General features: G+C 63.5%; 20 protein-coding genes. 5 read left to right on the forward strand and 15 right to left on the reverse strand.

What is annotated here, in order from left to right; translation table 11 throughout:
- Positions 1-16: 16 nt before the first annotated feature.
- The 7 genes from OKA04_RS01020 to OKA04_RS01050 form a co-directional block, all read right to left on the reverse strand.
- Positions 17-2,083, reverse strand: coding sequence for a VWA domain-containing protein (locus OKA04_RS01020; RefSeq protein WP_264499252.1), 2,067 nt, complete (start codon positions 2,081-2,083; stop codon positions 17-19).
- Positions 2,080-3,081 (reverse strand): VWA domain-containing protein, encoded by a 1,002-nt coding sequence (locus OKA04_RS01025; protein ID WP_264499253.1) that lies wholly within the window; start codon positions 3,079-3,081, stop codon positions 2,080-2,082. Before OKA04_RS01025 ends, OKA04_RS01020 begins: the two co-directional genes overlap by 4 nt.
- Positions 3,078-3,590 (reverse strand): hypothetical protein, encoded by a 513-nt coding sequence (locus OKA04_RS01030; RefSeq protein ID WP_264499254.1) that lies wholly within the window; start codon positions 3,588-3,590, stop codon positions 3,078-3,080. Before OKA04_RS01030 ends, OKA04_RS01025 begins: the two co-directional genes overlap by 4 nt.
- A gap of 9 nt (positions 3,591-3,599) precedes the next feature.
- The gene (locus OKA04_RS01035) at positions 3,600-4,493 is read right to left on the reverse strand and encodes a DUF58 domain-containing protein (protein ID WP_264499255.1); all 894 of its coding nucleotides are present in this window, start codon (positions 4,491-4,493) and stop codon (positions 3,600-3,602) included.
- Positions 4,494-4,626: 133 nt separating this feature from the next.
- The gene (locus OKA04_RS01040; RefSeq protein ID WP_264499256.1) at positions 4,627-5,610 is read right to left on the reverse strand and encodes an AAA family ATPase; all 984 of its coding nucleotides are present in this window, start codon (positions 5,608-5,610) and stop codon (positions 4,627-4,629) included.
- A 375-nt stretch (positions 5,611-5,985) separates the two neighbouring features.
- Complete coding sequence (locus tag OKA04_RS01045; RefSeq protein WP_264499257.1) at positions 5,986-6,492, reverse strand: DUF5069 domain-containing protein; 507 nt, start codon at positions 6,490-6,492, stop codon at positions 5,986-5,988.
- A 76-nt stretch (positions 6,493-6,568) separates the two neighbouring features.
- A complete protein-coding gene (locus OKA04_RS01050) occupies positions 6,569-7,762 on the reverse strand; it encodes a KamA family radical SAM protein (protein WP_264499258.1) in 1,194 nt (397 codons plus the stop codon).
- A gap of 287 nt (positions 7,763-8,049) precedes the next feature.
- On the opposite strand from OKA04_RS01050, the gene OKA04_RS01055 reads away from it, so the two are divergent.
- From OKA04_RS01055 to OKA04_RS01075, 5 genes are all read left to right on the forward strand, one after another.
- Complete coding sequence (locus OKA04_RS01055; RefSeq protein ID WP_264499259.1) at positions 8,050-9,822, forward strand: diflavin oxidoreductase; 1,773 nt, start codon at positions 8,050-8,052, stop codon at positions 9,820-9,822.
- 43 nt (positions 9,823-9,865) lie between these two features.
- The gene (locus OKA04_RS01060; protein WP_264499260.1) at positions 9,866-11,587 is read left to right on the forward strand and encodes an NADPH-dependent assimilatory sulfite reductase hemoprotein subunit; all 1,722 of its coding nucleotides are present in this window, start codon (positions 9,866-9,868) and stop codon (positions 11,585-11,587) included.
- Positions 11,588-11,714: 127 nt separating this feature from the next.
- Complete coding sequence (locus tag OKA04_RS01065; RefSeq protein ID WP_264499261.1) at positions 11,715-12,449, forward strand: phosphoadenylyl-sulfate reductase; 735 nt, start codon at positions 11,715-11,717, stop codon at positions 12,447-12,449.
- Between the two features lie 220 nt (positions 12,450-12,669).
- Positions 12,670-13,647, forward strand: a complete 978-nt coding sequence (cysK, locus tag OKA04_RS01070) for a cysteine synthase A (protein ID WP_264499262.1) — start codon at positions 12,670-12,672, stop codon at positions 13,645-13,647.
- Positions 13,648-13,774: 127 nt separating this feature from the next.
- Positions 13,775-14,854: a peroxiredoxin family protein gene (locus OKA04_RS01075; RefSeq protein WP_264499263.1), complete on the forward strand. Its 1,080-nt coding sequence runs from the start codon at positions 13,775-13,777 to the stop codon at positions 14,852-14,854.
- A 15-nt stretch (positions 14,855-14,869) separates the two neighbouring features.
- Here the strand turns inward: OKA04_RS01075 and OKA04_RS01080 are convergent, their stop codons facing one another.
- The 8 genes from OKA04_RS01080 to OKA04_RS01115 form a co-directional block, all read right to left on the reverse strand.
- Positions 14,870-15,907, reverse strand: a complete 1,038-nt coding sequence (locus OKA04_RS01080; protein WP_264499264.1) for a glycosyltransferase family protein — start codon at positions 15,905-15,907, stop codon at positions 14,870-14,872.
- Positions 15,908-15,989: 82 nt separating this feature from the next.
- Positions 15,990-16,772, reverse strand: coding sequence for a hypothetical protein (locus tag OKA04_RS01085; protein ID WP_264499265.1), 783 nt, complete (start codon positions 16,770-16,772; stop codon positions 15,990-15,992).
- 18 nt (positions 16,773-16,790) lie between these two features.
- Positions 16,791-17,894, reverse strand: a complete 1,104-nt coding sequence (gene aroC / locus OKA04_RS01090) for a chorismate synthase (protein ID WP_264499266.1) — start codon at positions 17,892-17,894, stop codon at positions 16,791-16,793.
- Between the two features lie 43 nt (positions 17,895-17,937).
- Positions 17,938-19,179: a glycosyltransferase gene (locus tag OKA04_RS01095; RefSeq protein ID WP_264499267.1), complete on the reverse strand. Its 1,242-nt coding sequence runs from the start codon at positions 19,177-19,179 to the stop codon at positions 17,938-17,940.
- A gap of 55 nt (positions 19,180-19,234) precedes the next feature.
- Entirely contained in the window at positions 19,235-21,943 is a 2,709-nt protein-coding gene (locus OKA04_RS01100) for a VWA domain-containing protein (RefSeq protein WP_264499268.1), read from the reverse strand.
- A gap of 40 nt (positions 21,944-21,983) precedes the next feature.
- Positions 21,984-22,352, reverse strand: coding sequence for a hypothetical protein (locus OKA04_RS01105; protein ID WP_264499269.1), 369 nt, complete (start codon positions 22,350-22,352; stop codon positions 21,984-21,986).
- The gene (locus tag OKA04_RS01110; RefSeq protein WP_264499270.1) at positions 22,349-22,735 is read right to left on the reverse strand and encodes a hypothetical protein; all 387 of its coding nucleotides are present in this window, start codon (positions 22,733-22,735) and stop codon (positions 22,349-22,351) included. Before OKA04_RS01110 ends, OKA04_RS01105 begins: the two co-directional genes overlap by 4 nt.
- Positions 22,736-22,740: 5 nt before the next feature.
- On the reverse strand, positions 22,741-24,564 hold the full coding sequence (locus tag OKA04_RS01115) for a DUF7407 domain-containing protein (RefSeq protein ID WP_264499271.1): 1,824 nt from the start codon (positions 24,562-24,564) through the stop codon (positions 22,741-22,743).
- Between the last annotated feature and the right edge of the window lie 21 nt (positions 24,565-24,585).

Below are 24,585 nucleotides of genomic sequence, written 5' to 3' on the forward strand. Positions count from 1 at the left end.
TCGGGAAATTCAGGTTTTACCAGTCTTTTTCAGGCTGACGGTATTCCGTGCGACCCGGATTCAGGGCGCCCTTTTCGAAATCTGCATTCTCGCGAAGGATGCGGCTGGCGGCTTCTTCCGGGGTCTCACCGGCCTTCGGCTGCTTGCCGCCGTCCTTGTCGCCTTCCCGGTCACCCTTGCCATCGCGGTCATCGGGACGATCGCCACCTTCGCCATCGTTCTCCTGCTCGTCGCCCTCACCGCCTTGGCCTTCACGGTCTTCCTGACCTTGGCCCTCGCCCTCCTGGTCGCCCTCGCCACCTTCGCCGGGCTGGGGTGGGCCTTGGCCTTCGCCCTCGCCGGGTGCAGGCATCGGCTGGAGTTGCTCGGCGTTTTCCTCCACTTCCTCGAGGATCTCGCGGAGGCGCTTGAGATACTTCACGGTGAGCTTCCGGTTGTGGCGCGCATTCTCAAGCGACGGATCATACTGCAGCGCGGAGTCGAAGTGATGGACGCTGTCCATCCAGTCGCTGAGCAAGTCCAGGAATTTGTTCAGTCCGGCACTGGTCCCGCTTTCGGGGGCCTGGCTCTGCATCCACTCCGAGAGCGATTCGCGGACGATGGTGTCGAAGGTCTCCATCGGATCCGGTTGCTCGCCATCTTCCGTTTTTGGAGCCTCCTTCGATAGGCCGAGGACGGAGTCCGAGATCCGGCCGAAGGCATTAGGACGACCTTGCTCCTCCTTCGGATTCACATTCGGGTAGGCGGCATCGCGGGAAAGCCGCTTCCAGCCGGCCCCGAAAAGCACACTGCCCATGCCATGGTGTGCGGCGGCACGGACGTTGCGGTCTTTGGACGTCAGCGCGCTGCTGAATGCGGCACGAGCGCTTTCGAGGTCGCCGTCCAGATAGGCGGCATTTCCTTCGGCCAGACGGTAGCGGGCGATCTTTTCGGGATCTTGCTCCGCGAGCGCGAGGCCCTTGAAATAGGTGGCAGCATCCTTGTGCCTGCCTTCTACGAGGGCACGGCGGGCATCGGCTTCCACACCGGCCTCGGCCGGCCGGGGCAGCAGCATCAGGAATGCCGCGGTGACAGCGGTGCTCGCCGGGCCGAGTCCACGCCAGCGGGTGCCGGCGATGACCGAGGCGATCAGCATCAGGATGCCGGGCAGCACGAACCATTGATAATACTCGATGGGAACAAAGCGCTCCCGGCCCGCGATTTCGAACTGCTTCATGTCGGAAATCGCCAGCTTCACCATTTCAGGGATGCTGGTTGCGGACGTCGCGGCGGCAAAGCGTCCGCCGGTCTCCATGGCCATCCGCTTGAGTGGCTCGGCATTCAGGGCGCTGCGCACCACGGCACCGGAGCGATCGCGGTGGCGGCCATCGGGATAGTCGCTGTCCGGGACGAAGTCGCCGAGTTCCGTGCCCATGCCGATGGTAAAAACGTAGATGCCCGCGGTTTTGGCATCTTGCGCGAGCTTCATCATGCGGCCGGTGGTCTCGTCACCGTCCGTCATGATGATCAGGGCATTTTCCTTCTGCCCGGTCTCCTTCAGGATCTTGATCGCCATCTCCAGCATGTCTTCCAGATTCGTCCCGCCGAGGGGGATGAAATTGGTGTCGAGCTGGTCGATGGTTTCGCGAACGGCGGCATGGTCCGGCGTGAGCGGTGCGACCAGATAGGGGCTGCCTGCAAAGCCGATCACGCCGATCCGGTCGCCCGGCAGCGCTTCCATGAGATCGTAGCAGAGGGTCTTCGACTGCGTCAGCCGGTCAGGCTTGAGGTCCTTCGCCAACATGCTGCGGGAGAGATCGATCGCGAAGAGGACATTCCGGCCCTTCGTGGTCTCCGCTTCGAGGCCCTTCGTGGTCTGCGGGCGAGCAAGGCCGATCGCCAGCAGGGACATGCCTCCCATCAGGAATGAGAAGGCAAGCCAGCGGGGCAGGGTGCTGCCACGGCGAAGGAGCTTCGGGCGCAGGCGAGCCGCGGAGAATGCCGCCCACTGCTTGCGCCGGAGACGGCCGGTGAGCACCGCGCCGATAACGAACAGCGGGATCAGCAAGAGCAGCAGGAGCCAGGCTGGTTCGGCGAGCTTCATGGCGAGGGCGGTGGATTGAGGGCCAGGACGAAGGCTGCGGACAGCGCAGTAACAATCGATGCGACCAGGAACCACGGGAAGAGCTCCGTGTCTTCAATGACGGTGCGGGAGACGGTGGTGGATTTCTCCAGGTCGTCGATGCTCTTGAAGGTGTTCTCAAGCTCCTCGACATTCTGAGCCCAGTAGTGCTCGCCGCCGGTCAAGGTCGCGATTTTCTGGAGGGTCGGCAGGTCGAATTCCTGGCGGGCGAAGCGCTGGATATGTCGCTCCACGCGACCTTCCTTCGTGCCGATGGCGATGGTGTAGATCTTGATGCCGAGCTTCTTGGCATTCTCCGCAGCTTCGATCGGGGCGATCTTGCCGGAATTCGACGCTCCGTCGGTAAGCAGCACGATGATCTTGCTCTTCGCATCGCGGGATTCGAGGCGGGTCGAAGCGGCGGCAATCGCCGAGCCGATGGCGGTGCCCTGTTCGTTAAGGATATTCAGATCCACCCGGCGGAAGCTCTGGAGAAGCCAGTCGTGATCCAGGGTGATGGGGCTGACGGAGTAGGGACGCCCGGAGAAGATGACCATGCCGATGCGGTCGTCATTGCGGCCCTCGATGAACTTGTGGACCACGGCCTTCGCCGCATCCAGGCGCTGCAGCGGCCTCCCGTCGGGCGTGCGGAAGTCGTCGATGCTCATCGACAGCGAGACGTCGAAGGCGATGGCGATGTCGATGCCGCTGGCGGTCTTGCTCTGATACTCATTCCGCCACACGGGGCGGGCCATCGCGAGGATCGCCGGAACCAGCGCGAGAATCGCGAGCGGCATGCCGAAGGAGAAGGCCGTGCGACGGACCTTTGCTCCCAGGCTGACGAGGACGGAGAGGGTGGAAAAGGTGAGTGCGGCCTCAGCCCCGCGCCCACGGCGCAGGATGAAGAGCAGCAGGCAGGGGATCAGCAGCAGCAGCCACTGCCACTGGGCGAAGCGGAAATGTTGGAAGAATTCCGTCATGCGAGCTGATGCTGGTGAAGTCGGTCAAGCAATTGGCGGGCCGCTCCTGCAAGCGCTGCGGGATCTCCCTCCGCGTCCCGACCATACTTCAATCGGGCGAGGTGGGAAAATCCTTCCGCGGTCACATTCCGGACCTCCTCGGGATAGGCGGAGAGAGCCGCGTGGCGGGAAACGAACTCCTCGTGCGTTTCGAAAAGCGCGGGATCACCGCACACGGTGGCCAGGTAACGCCGCAGGATGAGGGAGACCCTCGTTGCGGCGGCCTGCATTCCTCCCTCCGGCAGATTTTGCAGCTCTTTCTGGGCTCGATTGTAGGCTTCGTTCTTCAGATGGCGCGGGTCTGCTTTCACCGACTTGACGCGGCGGATGAAGAAGATGGTGCCGACGATCGCCACGATCGCCACGGCGATGGCGACCCATGCCCACGGCGGCATGCCGGGCTCGGGGAGCAGCGGGTCCGCCGGGACGAGTTCCCGCAGCACCAGTGCGTCATCGGATTCCTTTGCCATGGGATGAGATCAGCGGGAGCGCCTGCGGGCGCGTTTCTTGAGGAGACGGTGGAGATCGCCGAGGCGGTCGCGATCGGTGGAGATCTGCGCGTGGTCGATGCCGTTTTTCTTGCAGGTGTCGCGGACGCCCTCCATCTGGCGGCGCATCAGCTTTTCGTAGCCCATGCGCAGATTGGCGTTGTTCGTGTTGATCTGCGCTTCCCAGCCGGTTTCAGGGTCGGTGAAGACCACTTTACCAGCCTTCGGCAGCGTCATTTCGAGGGGGTCCGTCACCTGCAGGGCGATGGTCTCGTGCTTGCGGGAGAGCTTCCCGAGGGGCTTGTCGAGCGGGTCGTCGAAGAAATCAGAGATCAGGACGACGAAGGCCTTTTTGCGGAGCGAGGTGATCAGGAAATCACAAGCCGAGCGGATGGAGGTGCCCGGCTTGTCCGGCTGGGCCATCAGGATCTCGCGGACGATCCGCAGCACATGACGGGTGCCCTTTGCCGCCGGAACGAAGAGGATGGGCTCGTGGGCGAAGAGCAGCAGGCCGACCTTGTCGCCATTGCCCGCCGCGCTGAAGCCGAGGATGGCGGCAGCCTCCGCAGCGGCCTCGCGCTTCGAGAAATGCACGCTGCCGAAGTCCCCGGAGCCGGAGATGTCCACCGCGAGGATCACCGAGAGCTCACGCTCCTCCCGGAATTTCCGGATAAAGGGAGACCCCATCCGGGCGGTGACATTCCAGTCGATGAAACGGATTTCATCGCCGTGCGCGTATTCGCGGAAGTCGTCGAAATCGAGGCCCTGGCCGCGGAAGGACGACTGGTATTCGCCGGCAAAGGTTTCCTTCACCAGACGCCGGGCCTTCAGCTCCAGCTTCCGGACCCGGTTCATCACCTCCTCGATGTGCTCGTCGTGAGTCATGGGAAAGAGACGCAAGACCGGGAGACACAAGACGCAAGACTGGAGGATATCCAGTGAGCCGTGCTGGTCCCGTCGTTCGCGCGCCGCATCATGGTTTGAGATCTTGCGTCTTGGGTCTCGAAGTCTTGCGTCTTCAAGGCACCGGCACCTTCGAGAGGATGCGATCCAGCACTTGGTCGGTGGTCACTTCCTCGGCCTCGGCCTCGTAGCTGAGCAGGATACGGTGGCGGAGGACGTCGTGCGCCATGTCCTTCACGTCCTGGGGGGTCACGTAGGCGCGGCCGACGCAGAAGGCGCGGGCGCGGGCTGTGAGGGCGAGATTGATCGTGCCGCGGGGAGAGGCACCGGTGCGGAGAAGATGCTTCAGGCCGCTGTCGATCTTCGCCGGGAAGCGCGTCGCGCGGATCAGATCGACGATATATTCACGGACCGCAGGATCGATGTAGATCTGGTTCACATGCGTCCGGGACTCGGCGACCTGCGCGGGGCTAGCCACCGTCTTCGTCTGATAGGGCGCAGCGGAGGTGGCCATGCGGTCGAGCACCTGGAGTTCCTCGTCCTTGGTCGGGTAGCCGACGCTCACCTTGAGCAGGAAGCGGTCGAGCTGAGCTTCAGGGAGTTGGTAGGTGCCCTCCTGGTCGATCGGGTTCTGCGTGGCGAGCACGAGGAAGGGCTCGGGCAGGCGGTAAGTCGTATCGGCCAGCGTGACCTGCTTTTCCTGCATGGCCTCAAGCAGCGCCGACTGCACCTTGGCGGGCGAGCGGTTGATTTCGTCCGCGAGGATGAGGTTGTTAAAGATCGGTCCCAGTTTTGGCGTGAATTTTGCCTCCTGGGGATTGTAAACCATGGTGCCAAGCAGGTCAGCGGGCAGCAGGTCGGGGGTGAACTGGAAGCGCGCGAAGCTGGCATCCAGAGCGCCGGAGAGGGCCTTCACGGCGAGGGTCTTGGCGAGGCCGGGCACACCTTCCAGCAAGATGTGGCCATTGCAGAGCAGGCCGACGATCAGGCGGTCCACCAGTCGCTCCTGGCCGACCAGCACGCGGCCCATCTCCTCTTTCACGGCGGCGATCCAGCCGCTGCTAGCGGCGATCCGGTCCTGCAGTTCTTCAGTCGTCATTGTTCGGCTTTCGAAAATAATGAGCACCCGGTGGCGGCACGGCCAGCGCGAATCCACGCCAGCAACGGGCAAAGCGCCTTGGAAACCCTTGCGTGTCTTTAAAAACACCAGCTTCAGCCAAACCTCTCGCGAAGTCGCGACAGGACCCCGCCCGCCATCCGGGCCGTCGCCATCAATTCCGCTGAAATCCGCTGCTCCCCCGCCACCCGGCTCTAAAATTCACAAGGCCGGATCCAGCATCCCGCGCAATGCCTTCGCCGTTGGTTCACTGCTAGTTTTGCAGCGAAAATATATTCACTCAACGATTGGGAAGTGACTCGTGAAGAGCCACTTCCCAAGAGCTACGACGCGGTTTTGCATCGAAAGCGCAGCGAATCAAGACTTCAGCCAAGCCAGCACCTTGCTGTCGTCGCCGTCCGCCGCCCATACTTGGCGAAGGAAGTCGGCGGGATGGCGGTCGCCATTGCGCTGCAGGAAGGCCCGGTCGCCGCCGCAGCCGTACATCAGGTCCGGATCGAGTTCACCACGCAGCTTTGCCTTCGCCTTCACGAGGATGCGGGGCAGATAGGCGATGCCATCGAGTTCGTCGCCGAAGGTGGGGATGTCGTCCCTCGTCAGTTCCTTCTCGCCGGGCTGACCCTTCATGACCACTTCGAAGTAGTCCTTGCGGGCCGCGGCGATCAGCAGGGCGGTCGAGGGGGAAGGTGTGGCTTCCTCGCAGAAGTCCTCCACGAAGTCGAAGAACTCACGGGGCTTGTAGCCGATCTCGGCAAGCAGCGCGGAATCGCTGGCATCATAGTAGCCGGTGAAGTCCTTGTCGCCGGATTGGTAGCGCTTCACGCTGCGGTCGAAGAGATCGAGAAAACGGTCGTTCCAAGTCATGCGCCGCTACCGTGACGCACGATTGCCGGGTTGCAAGTGCTGGCACCCCGGCAATCGTTAGAATGACAACCTTGCCTCAAGGGCAGCAGGTCGATTGCTCCTTCAAGCGCTCGACTTCCAGCGACGGGATCGTGGTCGGCTCCGGATACTCGAAGATCTCGCCTTCATAGTTCCGCAGCACGGTTTTCTCGCGGTCGCGATGGACGACATAGTTCGGGTTGAGCGGGATCTTGCCGCCGCCGCCGGGGCCATCGATCACGAATTGCGGGATGGCATAGCCGGTGGTGTGGCCGCGCAGACCCTCGATGAGTTCAAGGCCCTTCGACACGGACGTCCGCAGGTGGGACGATCCGCGGATCAGGTCGCACTGATAGAGGTAGTAGGGGCGCACACGGCACATCAGCAGCTTGTGAACGAGCGCCTTCTGGACCTCCACGGAGTCGTTGACGCCCTTCAGCAGCACGCTCTGGTTGCCGAGCGGGACACCCGCATCGGCCAGACGGCCGAGCGCTTCCTTCACCTCCAGCGTCAGTTCGCGGGGGTGATTCGTGTGCACGGAAATGAAGAGCGGATGATACTTCTTCAGCATCTCGCAGAGCTGCGGCGTGATCCGCTGCGGCAGGAAGATCGGGATGCGCGAGCCGATGCGCAGGAACTGAATGTGCGGGATCGCGCGGATGCGGCTGAGGATCTTTTCCAACTTCGCATCCGAGAAGAGCAGGGGATCTCCGCCGGAAAGCAGCACGTCGCGGACTTCCGTGTGCTCCTCCAGATACTTGAAGGCGGCTTCCCACTGTGTTTCCAGATGCTGGTCGCCCACGCCGGAGACCACCCGTGAGCGGGTGCAGTAGCGGCAGTAGGAAGCGCAGCGGTCCGTCACGAGGAAGAGGACGCGATCCGGGTAGCGGTGGACGAGGCCCGGCACTGGCATGTGCGAGTCCTCGCCGCACGGGTCGGCCATTTCCTCCGGAGCATCCCAGCCCTCTTCAAGGCGCGGAATCACCTGGCGGCGGATCGGACAGTCCGGGTCATTCGGATCGATCAGGTTGAAGAAATGCGGCGTGATCGACATCGCCAGCTTGGTGCCTGCGAGCAGGACGCCGGCGCGTTCCTCGTCGGTCAGCTTGATGCGTGCTTCCAGCGCGGACAGCGAGGAAACGCGGTTCTTGAGCTGCCAAGTGTGGTCATGCCATTCGGTCATCGCCTCCGCGGGCCAGTATCCTGGCGCATGGGAACGGAAGGCGGGGTCAAGGTCGGAGATGTGGCCCATCGGGGTTCCGCGAAAATAGGGGGCATCCGTTAGCTGTCAAACGGCAGCTTGAGGTGGTGACACGAGTCGATGCCTGTGGAGTGCATTCCATCGGACTCCGCAGGGCACCCATCGTTTCTTGCCCGTTAGAGAGTTCCGGCATTCGCAGTGCGGGCGAATCGATTGGATTGGCAAGATGGAAATAGGGTGGCAAATTGCTCCTTCCGCGGAATTTCCCCTTGCACGCGGGGTGGGGCACGTGAATGCTCCGCCCGAAACCATATAAACCTGAGCAAGTAACTAAGGTAATGCTTCCCGAGCACGCTCCCTTCTCTCCCGACCAACGCCGCGCCGTCGATCTGGCGCTGGCTGGCCTTGATGCGTCCCAGCGCTTCTGGCTGGCAGGATTCCTCTCCGCCGCGCCGGTGTCTGCCGCGGCCCCGATATCCGCACCCGCAAGCTCGCTGAAGCTGACCGTGCTCTACGGCTCCGAATCCGGGAATTCCGAAAAGCTGGCAGATCTGTCAGCAAAGGAAGCGAAGAAGAAGGGCTTCCAAGCCACCGTGAAGAACATGTCGGACATTTCCCCGGCCGATCTCGCCAAGGTGGAAAACCTGCTGGTGATCGTCAGCACCTGGGGTGACGGCGAACCGCCGGAAAGCGCGACGTCCTTCTACAAGGAATTCATGAATGGCTCGGCAGTCCATCTGCCTGCGGTCCGCTTCTCGGTCTGCGCGCTCGGCGACACGGCCTATGAGAAGTTTTGCCAGATCGGGAAGGACGTCGATGCACGCCTCGAAGCGCTCGGCGCGACCCGCATTGCCCCGCGTCAGGATTGCGACGTGGAGTATGAGCAACCGCATGCCGAGTGGCTTGCCGCCGCGCTGAAGTCTTTCGGCCCGGCTGCCCCGGCCGCCGCCGTAGTGGCCGCTCCCGCTGCGACGCACGTTGCCGAGGAGTATGGGAAGAAGAATCCTTTCCCCTCGGAGCTTCTGGAAAAAGTGCTGCTGAATGGCAAGGGCACGACCAAGGAAACGTGGCACTACGAGCTCTCCCTGGAAGGCTCCGGCCTCACCTACGACGCAGGCGATGCGCTTGCCGTCGTGCCGGTGAATGCGCCGGACATCGTCGAAGGCATCCTCAAGGCTGCGAAGCTCTCCGGCAGCGAGTCCGTGGAGGTGAAGGGCGTGGGGCAAAAGATCCTCGCCGATGCCCTCCGCGAGGACCTCGACATCACCGCTCTTTCCCGCGCGGTGCTGACCAAGCTGCAGGCGATCTCCGGATCGGACAAGCTGGCCGCGCTCCTCGCCGATGACGCGAAGGACCAGCTCAAGGATTACCAATGGGGCCGCTGGATCGCCGACGCGATCACCGACTTCGCCTCCGGTGGCGTCGGTGCCGCGGAGCTGGTGACGATTTTCCGGAAGCTGCCGCCGCGTCTTTACTCGATCGCCTCCAGTCCGCTGGCGCATCCGGGTGAGGTGCACCTGACCATTGCCTCCGTGCGCTATCAGGCCCATGGCCAGCCGAAGAAGGGCGTGGCCTCGACCTATCTCGCCGACCTCGTGGCGAAGGGTGGCAAGGTCCCGGTCTACACGCACCAGAACAAGAACTTCCGCCTGCCCGCATCGTCGGACACGCCGGTGATCATGGTCGGACCGGGCACCGGTGTCGCGCCATTCCGTGCCTTCGTCGAACAGCGTGGTGCAACCGGCAAACCGGGCAAGAACTGGCTGTTCTTCGGCGACCAGCACTATACCTACGACTTCCTCTACCAGACCGAATGGCAGGATCACCTCAAGGAGGGGAACCTGACCAAGCTCGATGTGGCCTTCTCCCGCGACCAACCGGAGAAGGTGTATGTCCAGCACCGCATGCTGGACCGCGCGAAGGAGCTCTACGGCTGGCTCCAGGAAGGCGCGCACTTCTACGTCTGCGGCGATGCCTCGCGCATGGCCAGCGACGTCCACGAGGCCCTCATCTCCGTTGTGGAGAAGGAGGGCGGCTTCTCCCGCGAGGTCGCCGAGGCCTACGTCGAGGACCTGAAGAAATCGAAGCGCTACCAACGCGACGTCTACTGACCAAGCATCGAGTCAGATACCCAAGATCCAATTTTCAGACGCTATGAGCGAAAAGAAACTCTCCGCCAACGAAGGCATCAAGACGCGCTCGAACTACCTGCGCGGCACCATCAAGGAAGGTCTCGCCGACCAGTCCACCGGCTCGATGTCGGAGGATGACCAGCAGTTGTTGAAGTTCCACGGCACCTACCAGCAGGATGACCGGGATACCCGCAACGAGCGGCGCAAGCACCGCCTCGAGAAGGCCTACTCCTTCATGATCCGCATCCGCGTGCCCGGTGGCGTGGCCACCCCGCACCAGTGGATCGAGACGGATCGCCTCGCGACCCAATTCGCGAATGGCACCATCAAGCTGACGACGCGCCAGGCCTTCCAGTTCCACGGTATCATCAAGACGAACCTGAAGCGCACGATCAAGGAGATCAATCAGGCGGCGATGGACACCGTCGCGGCATGCGGTGACGTGAACCGCAACGTGATGTGCAATCCGAACCCGTATCTCTCGTCGGTGCATGCCGAGGTGCTAAAGGCGGCGCAGGACATCTCCACGCACCTCACCCCGGCAACGCGTGCCTACCACGAGATCTGGCTGGACGGTGAGAAGATCGAGACTTCCGAGGAGGAAGAGCAGGAGCCCATCTACGGCAAAACCTACCTGCCCCGGAAGTTCAAGATCACCATCGCCGTGCCACCGAGCAACGACGTGGACATCTTCGCGAACTGCCTCTCCTTCATCGCGATCGTCGAGAACGACAAGCTGGTCGGCTACAACGTGGCCGTCGGTGGTGGCATGGGTTCGACCCACGGCAACGAGGCGACGTACCCGCGCCTCGCCGACGTGATCGGCTTCTGCTCCGCAGACCAGATCGTGGACGTGGCCGAGAAGGTGGTGCTGGTGCAGCGCGACTTCGGCGACCGCACGGACCGCAAGCATTCGCGCTTCAAGTACACGGTGGATGACCGCGGCCCGGAGTGGATCCTGGCAAAGCTCAACGAGTATCTCGGCTACGAGCTCGGCCCGGTGCGACCTTACGAATTCACCGACAACGGTGACCGCTTCGGCTGGGTCGAGGATGAGAATGGCAACTTCCACTACACGCTTTTCATCGAGGGTGGCCGCGTGCTCGACACGCCCGCCTACCCGATGCGCACGGGCTTGCTGGAGATCGCGAAGATCCATGATGGCGACTTCCGCCTGACCGCGAACCAGAACCTCATCATCGCGAACATCTCCGCGAAGAAGCGATCGGAGATCGAGGCGCTGCTGGAGAAATACGGCATGCATCACAGCCACGAGCGCAGCGCGCTGCGACTGGCCTCGATCGCCTGTGTTGCCCTGCCAACCTGCGGCCTGGCACTCGCAGAGGCCGAACGCTACCTGCCGGAAGTGGTGACCGAGCTGGAAGAAGAGCTGGAAAACGCCGGCCTTCGCCACGACTCTATCACGATCCGCATGACGGGTTGCCCGAACGGTTGCGGCCGTCCCTTCATCTCCGAGATCGGCTTCGTCGGTCGCGGTCCGGACCGCTACAATCTCTACCTCGGCGGCGGGCACGCGGGCCAGCGGCTCAGCAAGCTCTACCGCCAAGACATCCACTCGAACGAGATCCGCGGGCTCCTGTCTCCCATCATCCAGCGATTTGCCAAGGAGCGGAATGCAGGCGAACACTTCGGTGACTACGTCATCCGCGCCGGCATCGTCGCCGAAACCAAGCAGGGCTCCGACTTCCACAAGAACATCAAGGAAGAGGCCCTCAAGAACTGAACCGACCATGAACCACAGGGAATGTGAAACCGGATACCAGCGGTGTCGTCCTTAGGCCGACCCACCGCTCCGTCTTTCCGTTTTTCGATTTCAATTCATTCCCTCGCGTTCATCGCGGTTTATCAAAATGTCCACCATCACTCGCATCGCCACCCCGACCGAAGCCGAAGCGCTCTCGGACGAACTCGCCCGCCTGAAGGCCGGCGAGCGGCTCAAGCTCCTGCACCAGCACTACGGCAGCCGGTTGGTTGCCTCGACCAGCTTCGGCCTGCAGGCGGCCGTCATGCTGAAGCTCATCGCTGACAATGCACCGGAGATCCCGGTCATCTTCATCGATACCGGGTATCACTTCCCGGAGACCTACCGCTATGCCGACCAGCTCGTGAAGGAGCTGGGCACGGATCTCCGCATCTATCATCCCACCCATTCTTCCGCCCGCATGGAAGCCCTCTACGGAAAGCTGTGGGAGCAGGGGAAGGAGGGCCTTGCCAAGTATGGCGTCTTCACGAAGGTCGAACCGATGGACCGGGCGCTGAAGGAACTCGGAGCCGACGTCTGGATCAGCGGGGTGCGCCGCAGCCAGTCCAGCACGCGTGCCGCGCGGGCCTTCGCCGAGCAGCAGAAGAAGACGCTGAAGGTTTACCCGATCCTCGATTGGGCAGACGCGCAGGTCTCGGTTTTCATGAACCAGCATGACCTGCCGCATCACCCGCTGGAGGCGGAGGGCTACGTCACCATGGGCGATTGGCACAGCACCGTTCCCGCGGTGAACGGACTCTCCGCTGAGGAGACCCGCTTCAATGGCGAGAAGTATGAGTGCGGTCTCCACCTGGACTCCGGCAACTCGGACTTCCAGATCTAAAGCCAGCCTCCGTTCGTCGCTCTTTCCATGAAATCCCCGCGCAGGCGATCACATGTTAGAGTAGGCGGAGGGATCCATACCGGCATGTCTCGCCCGGATGGCGGGGCTGCCGGACGGCGATCCGTCGTGACCGGCCGTGACGTAATTTGCCCTGTTTTTCCGTCGCATTCCGCGGCCAGCCCCCCTCAGACTCTCATCCAACATACCGCCCCATAAAGCTATGCCAATCGCAGACTCCATGGTTGCCACCGTTGGCAACACCCCGCTCATCCGCCTGAACAAGCTGACCCAGGGCCTCGGTGCCGAGGTGCTGCTGAAGGCCGAGTTCTTCAACCCGCTCTTCAGTGTGAAGGACCGTATCGGCAAGGCGATGATCGAGACCGCCGAAAAGGAAGGCTCTCTCAAGCCCGGCGGGCTGATCATCGAGCCCACCTCCGGCAACACCGGCATCGCGCTCGCCTTCGTGGCCCGCGCGAAAGGCTACCGCTGCATCCTCACGATGCCCGAGAGCATGTCGATCGAGCGCCGCGTGCTGCTGCGCCTGCTGGGTGCCGAGATCGTGCTGACGCCACGTGCGCGCGGCATGGGCGGTGCGATCGCGAAGGCGAAGCAGCTCCTTGAGGAAAACCCGGGCTCATTCGGTCCCGGCCAGTTCGAGAATCCCGCGAACCCGCAGATCCACCGCGAGACGACCGCCGAGGAAATCTGGCGCGACACCGATGGCAAGATCGACGCTTTCGTCGCAGGCATCGGCACCGGTGGCACCATCACCGGTGTCTCCGAGGTCATCAAGGGACGCACGGACCTGAAGACCTTCGCCGTGGAGCCGGTGGCCAGCCCGGTCATCACGCAATTCCGCAACGGCGAGGAGCTGAAGCCGGGTCCGCACATGATCCAGGGGATTGGTGCCGGCTTCATCCCGAAGAACCTCAATGTGGACATCATCGACGATGTGATCCAGGTGACCAACGAGGACGCCTTTGCCACCGCGCAGGCTCTCAACACCGAGGAAGGCATCCCGGCTGGCATCTCCACGGGAGCGAACGTCTGGGCCGCCATCCAGCTCGCGAAACGCCCGGAATTCGCAGGCAAACGCATCGTCACCATCGGTGCCTCCTCGACCGAGCGCTACCTCTCGACGCTTCTCGCCGAGAAGGTCCGCGAGGAAGTGTCGAGCCTCCCGGTCGCGGAGATCTGAGCCGTTGCCGACAGACTGATTCAAACGAGCGCCCCGTCCGGAAGGTCGGGGCGTTTTCATGTCCGGGATGTGTGAGACACCCTGAGCCAAGGGCTTGTCACGGGCGGGAGGGCAGCTAGCGTGAGGCATGCGTTTCCCACTCCTCGTCGCGTCGGTCCTCGTGGCCGGCAGCCTTTCCGCCCACGCCGGGACACCCCAGCAGGCGGACGGCATCCGTCGTTCCTACGAGGCGGATATCAAGGCATGGGTGCTGAAACTGCACGTGGCAGGCAGCGACGCGGAGCGCAAAAAGGTCGCCGAGGAACGCCCGGACGCAGCCGCGGCAGCGAAGCGGATGTGGGCGGCGATCCAGCCGAATCTGGCCGAGGCGTGGGTTGTGGAACCCGCCGCATGGCTGCTGAAAATTTCCGCAGGTCAGGTGACCGTGGGTGAGAACGGCATGGCCAAGCCCCTGCTGGGCGATGCTGGTGTGGCAATCCGTGCGGCGGTGGAAAAGCATCACTTGGCCAGCAAGAATCTCTCGCCGATGTGTCTCGCGCTGGTGGCCTCGCCCGATCCCTCGTCGCTCGCCTTGCTGGAAAAGATTGAGCGGGGAAACCCGGACAAGAAGGTTCAAGGCGTGGCCGCGCTCGGCATCGCCATGCTGCTGAAGGACCTCAGCGACGAACCGGAGGTGATGCGCCGCCGCCTGACCATGCTGAAGAAGGCCATCATTGAAAGCAGCGACGTAGAGGTGAATGGCGTGAGCGTCGCGAAGCTGGCGGAGGACGAGCTCTACATCATCCGCTTCCTCAGCAAGGGCCGCGAGGCACCGGATCTGACCGGCACCGACTCCGGCGGACGTCCGATGAAGCTCTCCGACTACCGGGGCAAGACGGTGGTGCTGCTCTTCTGGCGCTCCGAGGAAATCGGCACGGAGGAGCTTTGCGACATGGTGAAGAAGATCCGCGCGCGTTTTTCGGGACAGCCATTCGAGATCGTCGGCGTGAACCGCGATCCGCAGGCTACCCTGCGTCAGCTCCAGGCTTCCGGGCTGGTGGACTGGCCCAATTTCTCCGATCCGGATGGCAAGCTGACCGGCGAATACCGCGTGGGTATCTGGCCGCTCGCCTACGTCCTCGATGGTACGCGGAGGATCCACTACACGGGCGCGATGGGCTCCTTCGTGGAGCTGACCGCTGCCGCGGTGATGGCCGAGAAAAAGTGATCTTGGCGGGCCGGCTCAAGCTCCCGGATGAAAGACGTGAGCCGCCCACGGGGCTGACTTCCAGGCTTCGTCAGCCAGCGTGAGATCCACGATGAAGCGTGCGATCTCTGTGCCGCTGTAGTCGCGGTGATTCCGCTCCCAGCCTTTGCGCGCCATGGCGAGGCGCTGGCCGTCGTTCTCCGAGAAGTATCGTACTTTCTCAGCGAGGTCATCGATGCCGTCGAAATACGCGATCTCGTCTTCCGCATAAAGCCCCTCGAGTCCCGCACCGCTGGGTGTGAGGGTGAGGATGCCATTGCCCATGAGCTCGGCGATGCGGGACGACGAGTAGAGAGCCACATCGGTGCGGCGGGAAAGGTTCAGCGCCATCTTCGAGCGGCGGATGACCTGCTCCTTTTCCCAGCCGAAGATGCCGGGTTGGTCCAGGCAACCATAGTAGCCGACCCGCAGGTCCGGCAGCTTTGCCTTCAGCTCTTGTAGGAAGGCGCGGCGTCCAGGCTCGCCCTTGTCGCGACCGAAGAAGAGCAGGTCGTGAAGGATTTCCGCATCCGGTGTTTCGTAAGCGCGATGGCATTCAATGCCCGCATCGACGGCGCTCGGGATGAAAGCAGCCGGGCAATTTGGCCGGGCGAGCGCTTCCAACAACTCTCCGCCGGTGGAGCAAAAAAGCGCGTCTAGAACCTCCAAGCGGTCGCGCAGGTGCTTCGTCTCATCAGCGTCCCAGAGGGGATCGACATACCAAAGGCCGATCCGTATCGCGGGCAGGATGCGACGGATTTCCCGAAGCGTCTCCGCGGTGATGTATTGCGCGTGGCCGAGGATGAGCAGGTCCGGATGGACGTTCCGGCAGGTCTCGATCAGCGCCTTGTTTGCCCGGCCCTTGCCAAAGGTCTTGCTTTTCGTCGGCGAGAGCATGCGCGCCCGGTCATTGATCGAGAAGGGATAGACGAAGTGACCCAGCCGGACGAGGCCGTGGTGGATCTTCTGGTCCTGGTTCCACAGGTGCGCGCCATCCTTGTCGAGCTGGAGGTTGGCGGCGTGAACGATGCGCATGGGCGGAGCGTGAAGGCCCGGGCGGGTGGTGCCAAGGGGCAAAGCTGTGGTCGGCCGACGGGCGAGGGGTGCCCTATGTCACTCAGAGCTGCAGGTTCCCGAGCAGCTTCTTCAGGTCCGGATTCGCCATCACGTGGTCGAGCCGGGGATCGCGGAGAATGTCGGCGTAGCGCTTCGATTTGGCGAGCTCGCGCAACTTGGGATCGTGGAGGATGAGCGAGCGGATCTCCGGGTCTTCCATCACGGGGATGGCCTTCGGCGGGGGCTTGCTGTCGCCGCGGGCGATCAGCTTCGCGAGATTCACCCGGGCATCTTCCGTCAGCGGATCGATGTTGCGGAACCAGTCTTCCGGCAGCACGCGGTTGATGACCTCCTTCACCTCGGCGAGGAAAGCCGAGCTGCCGGAGTTCGCCTTTTCACCATCAACGAAACGCTGGATGTCCGCGACCGCCCCCACGTTCTTCAGGGCGGTCACGCCTGTGAAGGACAGCAGCGAAGCGGGGACCAGGCTCGTCAGTAGCGTGAGCGCCCAGCGCAGGGGTGAGCGTTTCTTCGGCTCGCCGTCGTCATCGCCGGACTTGCTGAAGGGACTGGCCACGAACCGCAGCACGGCGCGCAGGACGAAAAGCGACAGCAGACCCGCCGTGATCGGGGCGATCCACGGGCCGCCCGGGATGGGAATCACCGGCGCATGACGCCACGCCAGATAGGCCGCGACGCCGCTGAGGCAAAGCACCAGCGAACCCGTGATCATCTTCACCAATCCTCGCAAGATGGCGAAGACCGCGCAGGCCGCGAAGACCAGCAGCGCCGCGGTGCCGAGGCTGAGCTGTGGCATCGACTCCAGATTCAGTGCGGCAAGCATGTTCTTCGTTTGCTGGAATCAAGCTTCCGGAGCCGCGAAGCCGCCCACCTGGCCGCGCTGGCGCAGCAGGTGATCGCATAGGACGAGGATGGCCATCGCCTCCACCATCGGAACGGCGCGTGGGAGAACGCAGGCATCGTGGCGGCCGCGACCGGCCAGCTCCGTATTCTCGCCCGCACTGGTCACGGTCTCCTGCGAGGTCATGATCGTGGCGGTCGGCTTGAAGGCGACGCGGAAGACGATGTTTTCACCGTTGGAAATCCCGCCCTGGATGCCGCCTGAGCGGTTGCTGGTGGTGCGTACCTTGCCGTCCACCATCCGGAAGGGGTCATTGTGCTCGCGGCCGGTGAGCAGGGTGCCCGCGAATCCGGAGCCGACCTCGAAGCCCTTCGTGGCGGGCAGGGAAAGCATGGCCTTGGCGAGGTCCGCTTCCAGCTTGTCGAAGACAGGCTCACCGAGTCCGGGCGGGCAGCCGCGGATGACACACTCCACCACGCCGCCCACCGAGTTCCCCTCGGCGCGGACCGCCTTGATTCGCTCGATCATCGGCTCGACCATCGCGAGGTCGCCCGTGCGGACGATATTGCCCTCGATGTCCGCGCTCGTGACGGAGAGGGGATCGACGTCGGCATTCAGGTCGTGGATGGACTTCACCCAGGCCAGCACCTCGATGCCGGGGCAGAGGTGCTCAAGCACCTTCTTCGCCACGGCGGCACCGGCCACGCGGCCGATGGTCTCGCGGGCGGAGGCGCGTCCGCCGCCGGAAAGCGCGCGGATGCCATACTTCGCGTCGTAGGTGTAGTCGGCGTGGGAGGGGCGATACTTCACCGCCATCTCATCGTAGGCACCGGGGCGCTGGTCCTCATTCCGGACAAAAATGCCGATGGAGGTGCCGAGCGTCTGGCCATCGATGAGGCCGGAAAGGATCTCCGCCTTGTCCGCTTCCTTGCGCGGCGTGACGATCTCGCTCTGGCCGGGACGGCGGCGATCCAGCTCATGCTGGATGTCTTCCAGGCTCAGCGGCACGCGGGGCGGGACGCCATCGATGACCACGCCCACGCCGCCGCCGTGCGATTCGCCGAAGGTGTGGATGCGGAAAGAGTGGCCGAAAGTCGATGACATGGGCGGGACTGTAGGCAGACCGGGGCGCTCGCCAAGAGCGGTTTCACGGCTTCATTTCCTCGATCAGATCGCAGGTCCGATTCATCCAGCCCGAAGGATCGAACCTAGCGGAAATGTCCAGCGCCCGTTGTTTCAGCGAGGGATCCGCGAGCATGCCTTCCAGCACGGACGCGATCTTGCGGGCCTTGAACTGCCTTGGGTGCAATCCCCCGCCGACCCCGAGATCCTCGACGCGGCTCAGATTGTCGAGTTGGTCGTGGGCCATGGGCATCAGCAGTTGCGGGACGCCCGCGCGAAGCGCTTGCGCACAGGTGCCGACCCCGCCGTGATAGACCAGCGCCGCAGCACGGGGGAGGACCTGGCTGAAGGGCACGTAGGGGAAATGCCTCACGGTGCTAGGCAGGTTCGGCGGGATGGTGTCGGAAAAGCGGCTGATGAGAATGCCGCGCCTGCCGATGGACGTGAGCGCCTTCACCGCCTCGGAGAAGAACGAGTGCCCGCGGTCCATCGCGCTTCCCGGGGTGAAGACCACCGGCGGATCGCCGTCGTTGAGGAAGTCTTCGAGTTCCTGCGGCACCTCGCGCTGGCCGCTCTCATCGAAGAGCGGGAAACCGGTCTGGATCACGTTTTTCGGCCAGTCCGGCTGTGCCGGGCCGAACCACTCGGGAAACAACGCGATGACACGATCCGGCGAGTGCCAGCCGTGGAGGATGCCGCTTGTGGCAGGCAGCCCATGACGAGCGCGGAAGCGATTCAACTCCGGCAGGACGTGATGATCCACGACTTTCCCTGCGACCCACCACTGGAAGCGTTTCAGGAAATGCGGTGCCGACTGCGGCACCGGCGCGCCATGCATCACGGGCTGCCGGTAGCTGCTGGCGAACAGTGACGGGGCAAGGTGGACGCTCACCACGGGGATCTCTAACAGCTCGCGCACGGACATGGTTGCCCATGCCAGCGAGCTCGCGAGGATCACCGTCTCTCCGGGAATGTGGAGCTCGCGGGCGACTTCGAGAATCGGCTCGTAGCTTGGATTCACCGCGTGGCGGATGATCGACGGGAGCGCTTTCGTGGGATGCCACAAGTGAGGATCGCCTTGGACCCGCTCGAAGTCCGCCACCGTGCCCATCGCGCGGAAGCCCAGCCCGGCACGGCGCACCACGTCCTCGAAGAATGCACTGGTGGCGACGATCACCTCATGGCCACGGGCCTGCAGTGCCCTGCCGACTCCGACGAAGGGATGCACATCCCCGGCACTGCCCATGGCGTAGATGAGGATGCGCATGCCGGAGCGTTGTCGTCGGGCCGTGCCTGCTTGGCAAGGCCGGGTGGATACAGCTCTACTTGCGATCCTTTGCCCGCTGGTAGCGGGAGCGGCGTTCGGAGCTGTCTTCCGGCGGGGCGGCAGCGGTGATGGCGGGCTTTTCTTCCTCTTTCGCGAAAACGGGTGCGGGCTTGGCTTCCTTCACCTTCTTCGGCTTGGCGACCTTTTCCCGCGGCGCGAAGTTCGGCATGGCAGGCAGCGGCATTTTCCATCCGGTGCGGGTGAGGAGAGCCTCGGTCACCAGCAAGAGCAGCATGGAGAGGGCGATCCACATGCGCAGGGAGACGTCCTGGCGATTCGGCGGACGCAGCCACGCATCCTCGAGATTGAGCAATTCACGTCCGCCGGTCTGTGCGGCCACCGTGCGAAGCTCGGCCAAGCGCTCCGGCTCCAGCGACCACTCGACAGAAGAACCGACGGTGACCGGACCGAAAGGGAGCGCATGCTCACCGACCTGAATCGCGCCGCGGACGATCGCGCCTTCATCGAGGTCCTTCGTCACGGAGAAGTGTCCCGGTGCGATGCGCTTCCACGGGACATCATAAGGAGCCGAGCCGGGTCCGCTTTCCAGCAGGCGCAGCTTTGGCGGCATGGCGGAGAGCTTCTGTGCCCACTGCTCGGGATCGTAGAGGAGATCCAGCGTCAGGCGCGTGCCGTCCAGGCGGTGCTTCAGGCCGATGCCCGGCGGCAGGTCCATGCCCATCAGCCAGCGGGTCATCGTCTGGACGAAGTCGCCATAGCCCTGCCAGTCCCGGATGCGCTGTGAAAACTCGCCGCCGAGCGGGAATGACACGGCAGCGCTGCGGCCCAGCCCGCGGCGCGCGTGCGCGACGAGCGGTGCCACATATTCGTCCCGGCTGACCAACGACGTGGTGGCGTCCTCGCGGGCGTAGGAAAGATTGTAGCCATCCACTTCCGGCAGCCACTCGAGCAACTTCGGCGAGATTTCCGCCCACCGCCCGGTCGGTTGTGCGGCCACCGGATCCTCGATGAATGCGGAGCGGGCGATGGTCACGGTCTCCTGCGCGAAGATCTTCGGGATGTCCATCGGCTGGTCGGCGAAGAAGATCCGGCCATCGCCGAGCTTGGCGATTTCTTCCAGCAGCTTCGCATCCGAGTCCGCCTTCGTGCCCATGCCGATGACGGAGACGGTGCAGCCTTCCTTCTTCATTTCGGCCAGCAGCCGCTTGTAATCGCCGGGCTCTTCCGTGTCGTTCGCGTCGGAAAAGAGGATCACGTGGCGGGTGCCCACGGTGGTGTCCTTCAGCTCGTCCCATGCGGCTTTCAGGCCCTCATAGACGTAGATGCCACCGCCCATCGACTTCACGCTGCGTGCGGTTTGTTGCAGCTTGGCCTGGTTGTTCTTCACCTCCGTGAGCGGGATGACGATCTCCGGTGCGCTGTCCACGGCGATGACGCTGACCTGATCCATGGGACCGAGCAGGCCGATGGCGTCGGCTGCACCGTTGTTGGCGAGGTCCATCTTCACCATGCCGCCGGCGACACCGACGGACATCGAGCCGGAGCGGTCGAGCACGATCGCGAGCGCCACGGCCAACTTGCGGTGCTCCGTTTTCAACTCCATCGACACGGGCAGGAGAGCATCGAGGGATGATTGGAAATAGCCACCAGAGCCAAAGGACTGCTTGCCGCCAGCCATCAGGAACCCGCCCGCCTGCTCGCGCACGAAGAAGTCGAGTGCGTCCATGAAATCCCCCGGCACCTCGAAGGCGGGGATATTGTTGAATATCACCGCACGCGCCCCGGTCAGGCGGCCGGGACGCAAGTCGGAGGGATCCGTCACGACATCGACGGTGAAGTTGAGCGACGAGAGGACCTTTGCCACCGGGTCATCCGTGTATTTCGTTGCGAGCAGCACACGCGGACCGCCGGCAATCTCGATCCAGCGCGAGATCTTGTTGTTCCCGGGATGCGCGTCCTTGAAGGGGGAGTCGCTGCCAACCACCACCTCGGCCTCGTAGTGATAGGCCCCGGCGCGCGGGATGCGGTCCGTGAATTCGGCGCGTCCCACGCCATTGACGAGCTTCACCTTGGTCTCCGTCAGCGTCTGGTCGCCGCGGCGGATGATCAGGTTGACGTCCGTGTCGGACGAGCCGCGGACGGTGGCCGCGATCAGGAAGGGCTCACCCGCCTGCACTCGCTCCGGGATGTCCAGACGCGACATGCGGAAGTCATCGAGCGTCTCCTCGCGGATCAGGCGGAAATCGACGGGGATGCCCTGCGTCTGGAGCTGCGCCGCGGCTTCGTGCAGCGGTTCGGTGGCGAAGCCGTCGGTGAAAAGCAGCACGCGCGAGGGACGGTTCTTTTCCGTCAGCGCGGTGATGTGTGACAGCGCCAGTCCGGTGCGGGTCAGCTTGCGGGAGCCAGTGAAGGTCACGTCGTCCTTGCTGGCGTCCGCGATCTCGGCGCCGTAATTGAAGTAGTGGACCTCGTCGCGGTGGCTGGGCTTTGCGTTTTCGATTAGCTGCTTCCACTCGGTGAGATTCTTGTCCACCAGGTTCTCGGTGGAGTCCGAGCGGTCTAGCAGAACGAAGAGATCCAGCGCATCCTCCTGCACGTTCATCTTCGGATCGGAGAGCCCGAAGGCCGCGAGCAGGACGAGCACGAGCCGCAGCGGCGACCACAGGCGCAGGGACTTCCAGAACCACCCGATGAACAGGAAGGCCGGAATCAAAAGGAACCACTCTGGAGAACCGAAGGTCATGACGCGTTGAATGCCAGGGAAAAGGAAGGTCGGATCCGAATCAAGATTCCGGGCCGGATGATTCTTCGATCAGTCGGTGTGTGCCGTTGTAATAGAACGTTTTCCATCGTCCTGCCCATTGTTCTTCGATGGCTAACTGGATGAGGACTGTGCCATCCTTCGTGCGATCAATGAAGCCTTCGCATTTGATCGGCCTGTAGCCGAGGACCTTGATGTTTTCGCGTGAGCCCAGTTTGATTTTTGAAGCTGGAGTGACCGTGCCGGGATCTGTCGGGGAAATCCAGTGGTCCCATGAAGTGAACGCATTGCGAGAGCTGATCGTGATGCTCTGGTCAGGGTGCAAATAGGTCTTGGTCGAGCTGCACGAAACGCACAGCAGGGTAGCCAGGGCGCAGGCGTATTTCGTCATGGGATCAGCCAATGATAGAAGGGCTTGGGCGCGTTTTCATCGATCACCTTGTAGCGGCCGTTGACCCAGGGTTGCGAGAGGGTGCCGCCTTGTTTCTCGACCAGGCGGATCTCCACCTTCTTGCGCGTGGCGTCCACGAAGCCGTCGCATTTCAGCGGCACGGCGGGCGCGGACTTGTGGGTGAACTTGCGGAAGACCGTGAGATCGCCCGCGGTGGTGATGCGTCCGGCACCTGCGCCATTGACCCAATAGGTGGACGGGGCGGCCTTCAGCCCGCGCTGGGAAATCGTCAGCGAGCCGTTCGTGTGGCGGTAGACGGTGGTCGTGGTGCAGGAGGCGGCGAGCAGGGGCAGGACCGTCAGCGGGAGGCAGCGGAGTTTCATGTCGGTCAGGCAGGTTGGGGTTCGGCGCGCTTCCTGGCGGCTTCGCGCTCCCGGGTGAAATGCCACGAAACGAGCAGCGCGGCGAGCAGCAAGAGGAACCACGCGCGCCACCAGTGGTCTTCATCGGTGTGGCGCTCCACGGCGACCGCACTGCCCTGATCAATCGTGTCTGCTGGCTTGCATTCGCTGAAGTCCGCCTCGCGCGTGTCCGCGAAATGAACGCTGGCCGTGAGCAGGGCGGTCTCGCCCTGATGGACGCTGAGGAAGCCGGCCTCCAGCGGTGCCTCCAGCCTGACCTGTGCGGACGCGGGGAGAGTGTCGGTCTTCACCTCCTTGCCCTCCAGGTTCCGGGTTTCCACGGTCAGCCCGGCCACCTCGGCACCGGTATTCGCCGCGAGGGTCAGGGGCTGGCCGCTTTCCAGCAGCTCGGTGGTCGGCGCGATCTTCGCCTCCCGCAATTCTTCCGCGAAGCGATGCAGCATCACGATGAAGGCGGGCTGCGTGGAGGCATTCGAAAGCCGCAGGTCGAAATTGAAGCAGAGCTGACGTGATGCGGGCGTGTCCGCGGTGGCATCGGTCTCGCGCAGGAAGATCAGCGGGCGCTCGCCCTGCCACAGCAGCACGTCGTCGCTCTCGCGGCGCTGGAGTTGGATGGTCTCGCGGACGAGCAGGGACTGCCAGTTGAGCGCGTCAATGAGCGGGTGCTTTTCCGCCACGATGCCGCCCTTGAGATAGGCCCCGCCTTGGGTCTCGTCCTTCACGAAGACGATGGCATGGCCACCCGGAAGCACCGGGTCGAGCGGATCGTAGGACAGGATCGTCAGGTCCGCAGTCGCTGTGTCATTGACGGACTCGGTGGCTTCCAGCGAGCGCAGGAGCTTCTTCGACAGATCCTCGTAGGCACCGCCGGTGGCGGCGAAGATCGCGAGCTTCTTCGGCTGCGGGACCACGATCGGTAGCACGTCATCCAACGTGAAGGTGTCGGGCGAAAGCAGCAGCTTCATCCGCTCCGCCTGTGCGGGGAAGGCAGCCTGCAGGGTCACGATGGCATTCGGCTCCAGGTCGATGCTGCGTGGTTCGGTGCGGGTGCCGTCCGGCAATTCGACCTGCCAGGTGCGCGTGGCACGGGACGCAGAGTAGTTCCGCACGAGTGCTTGGAAGACCTTCGCGCCTTCCTTCTCCGCGATGCCGACACCGGTGAAGCCGACATTGTCGATGGGTTCGCCGAGCGAAAGGAGACGCGCGTCGAAGGGCGGCTGCTCCACCGGGGTATCGGTCACGTAAACGACGATGCCCTCGCGTGCGACGAGAGAGCGTGCGAGCCGCAGCGCTTGCGAGGGATCGGTCAGGCCGGAGCGGGGCTGCCATGCATCGAGCGCTTTCGCGAAGTCCTCCGGATTGTCCCCGGAGTAGAGCTTCGGCTTGCCGGGCGTGCTCTCCAGCACGGTGAGTTCCAGAGCGGTCGCGGGGCCTTGGAGATCGGGCAGGGAAGCGACGAGCTTTTCCTTCAGCTTGTCCCTGGTGACTGCCATGGATGCCGACGAGTCGAGGACGATCGCCACGCGCTGCGTGCTCCGTGCCTTCTGGTAACGGGGCTCCGCGAGCAGCCAGGTGAGCAGCAGCACGCCGAGGAGCTGCATCCACAGCGGCACGGAATTCATCAGCCGGTCGAAGCGGCGACCGCTTGCGGATTCACGCTGGGTCTTCTCTAACAGGAAGAGCGTGGAGATCGGGATGATGACCGCCTGGCGCTGGAGGAAATGGATCGCCAGCACCGCGGGAATCCCGAGGAGCGCCCAGAGGCCGGCAGGGTTGGAGAGAGTGAGCAAGGGCGGAGAGCTGTTAGAAAA

Origin of the sequence: Luteolibacter flavescens, from assembly GCF_025950085.1 — a bacterium.
GTDB classification, from domain to species: domain Bacteria; phylum Verrucomicrobiota; class Verrucomicrobiia; order Verrucomicrobiales; family Akkermansiaceae; genus Haloferula; species Haloferula flavescens.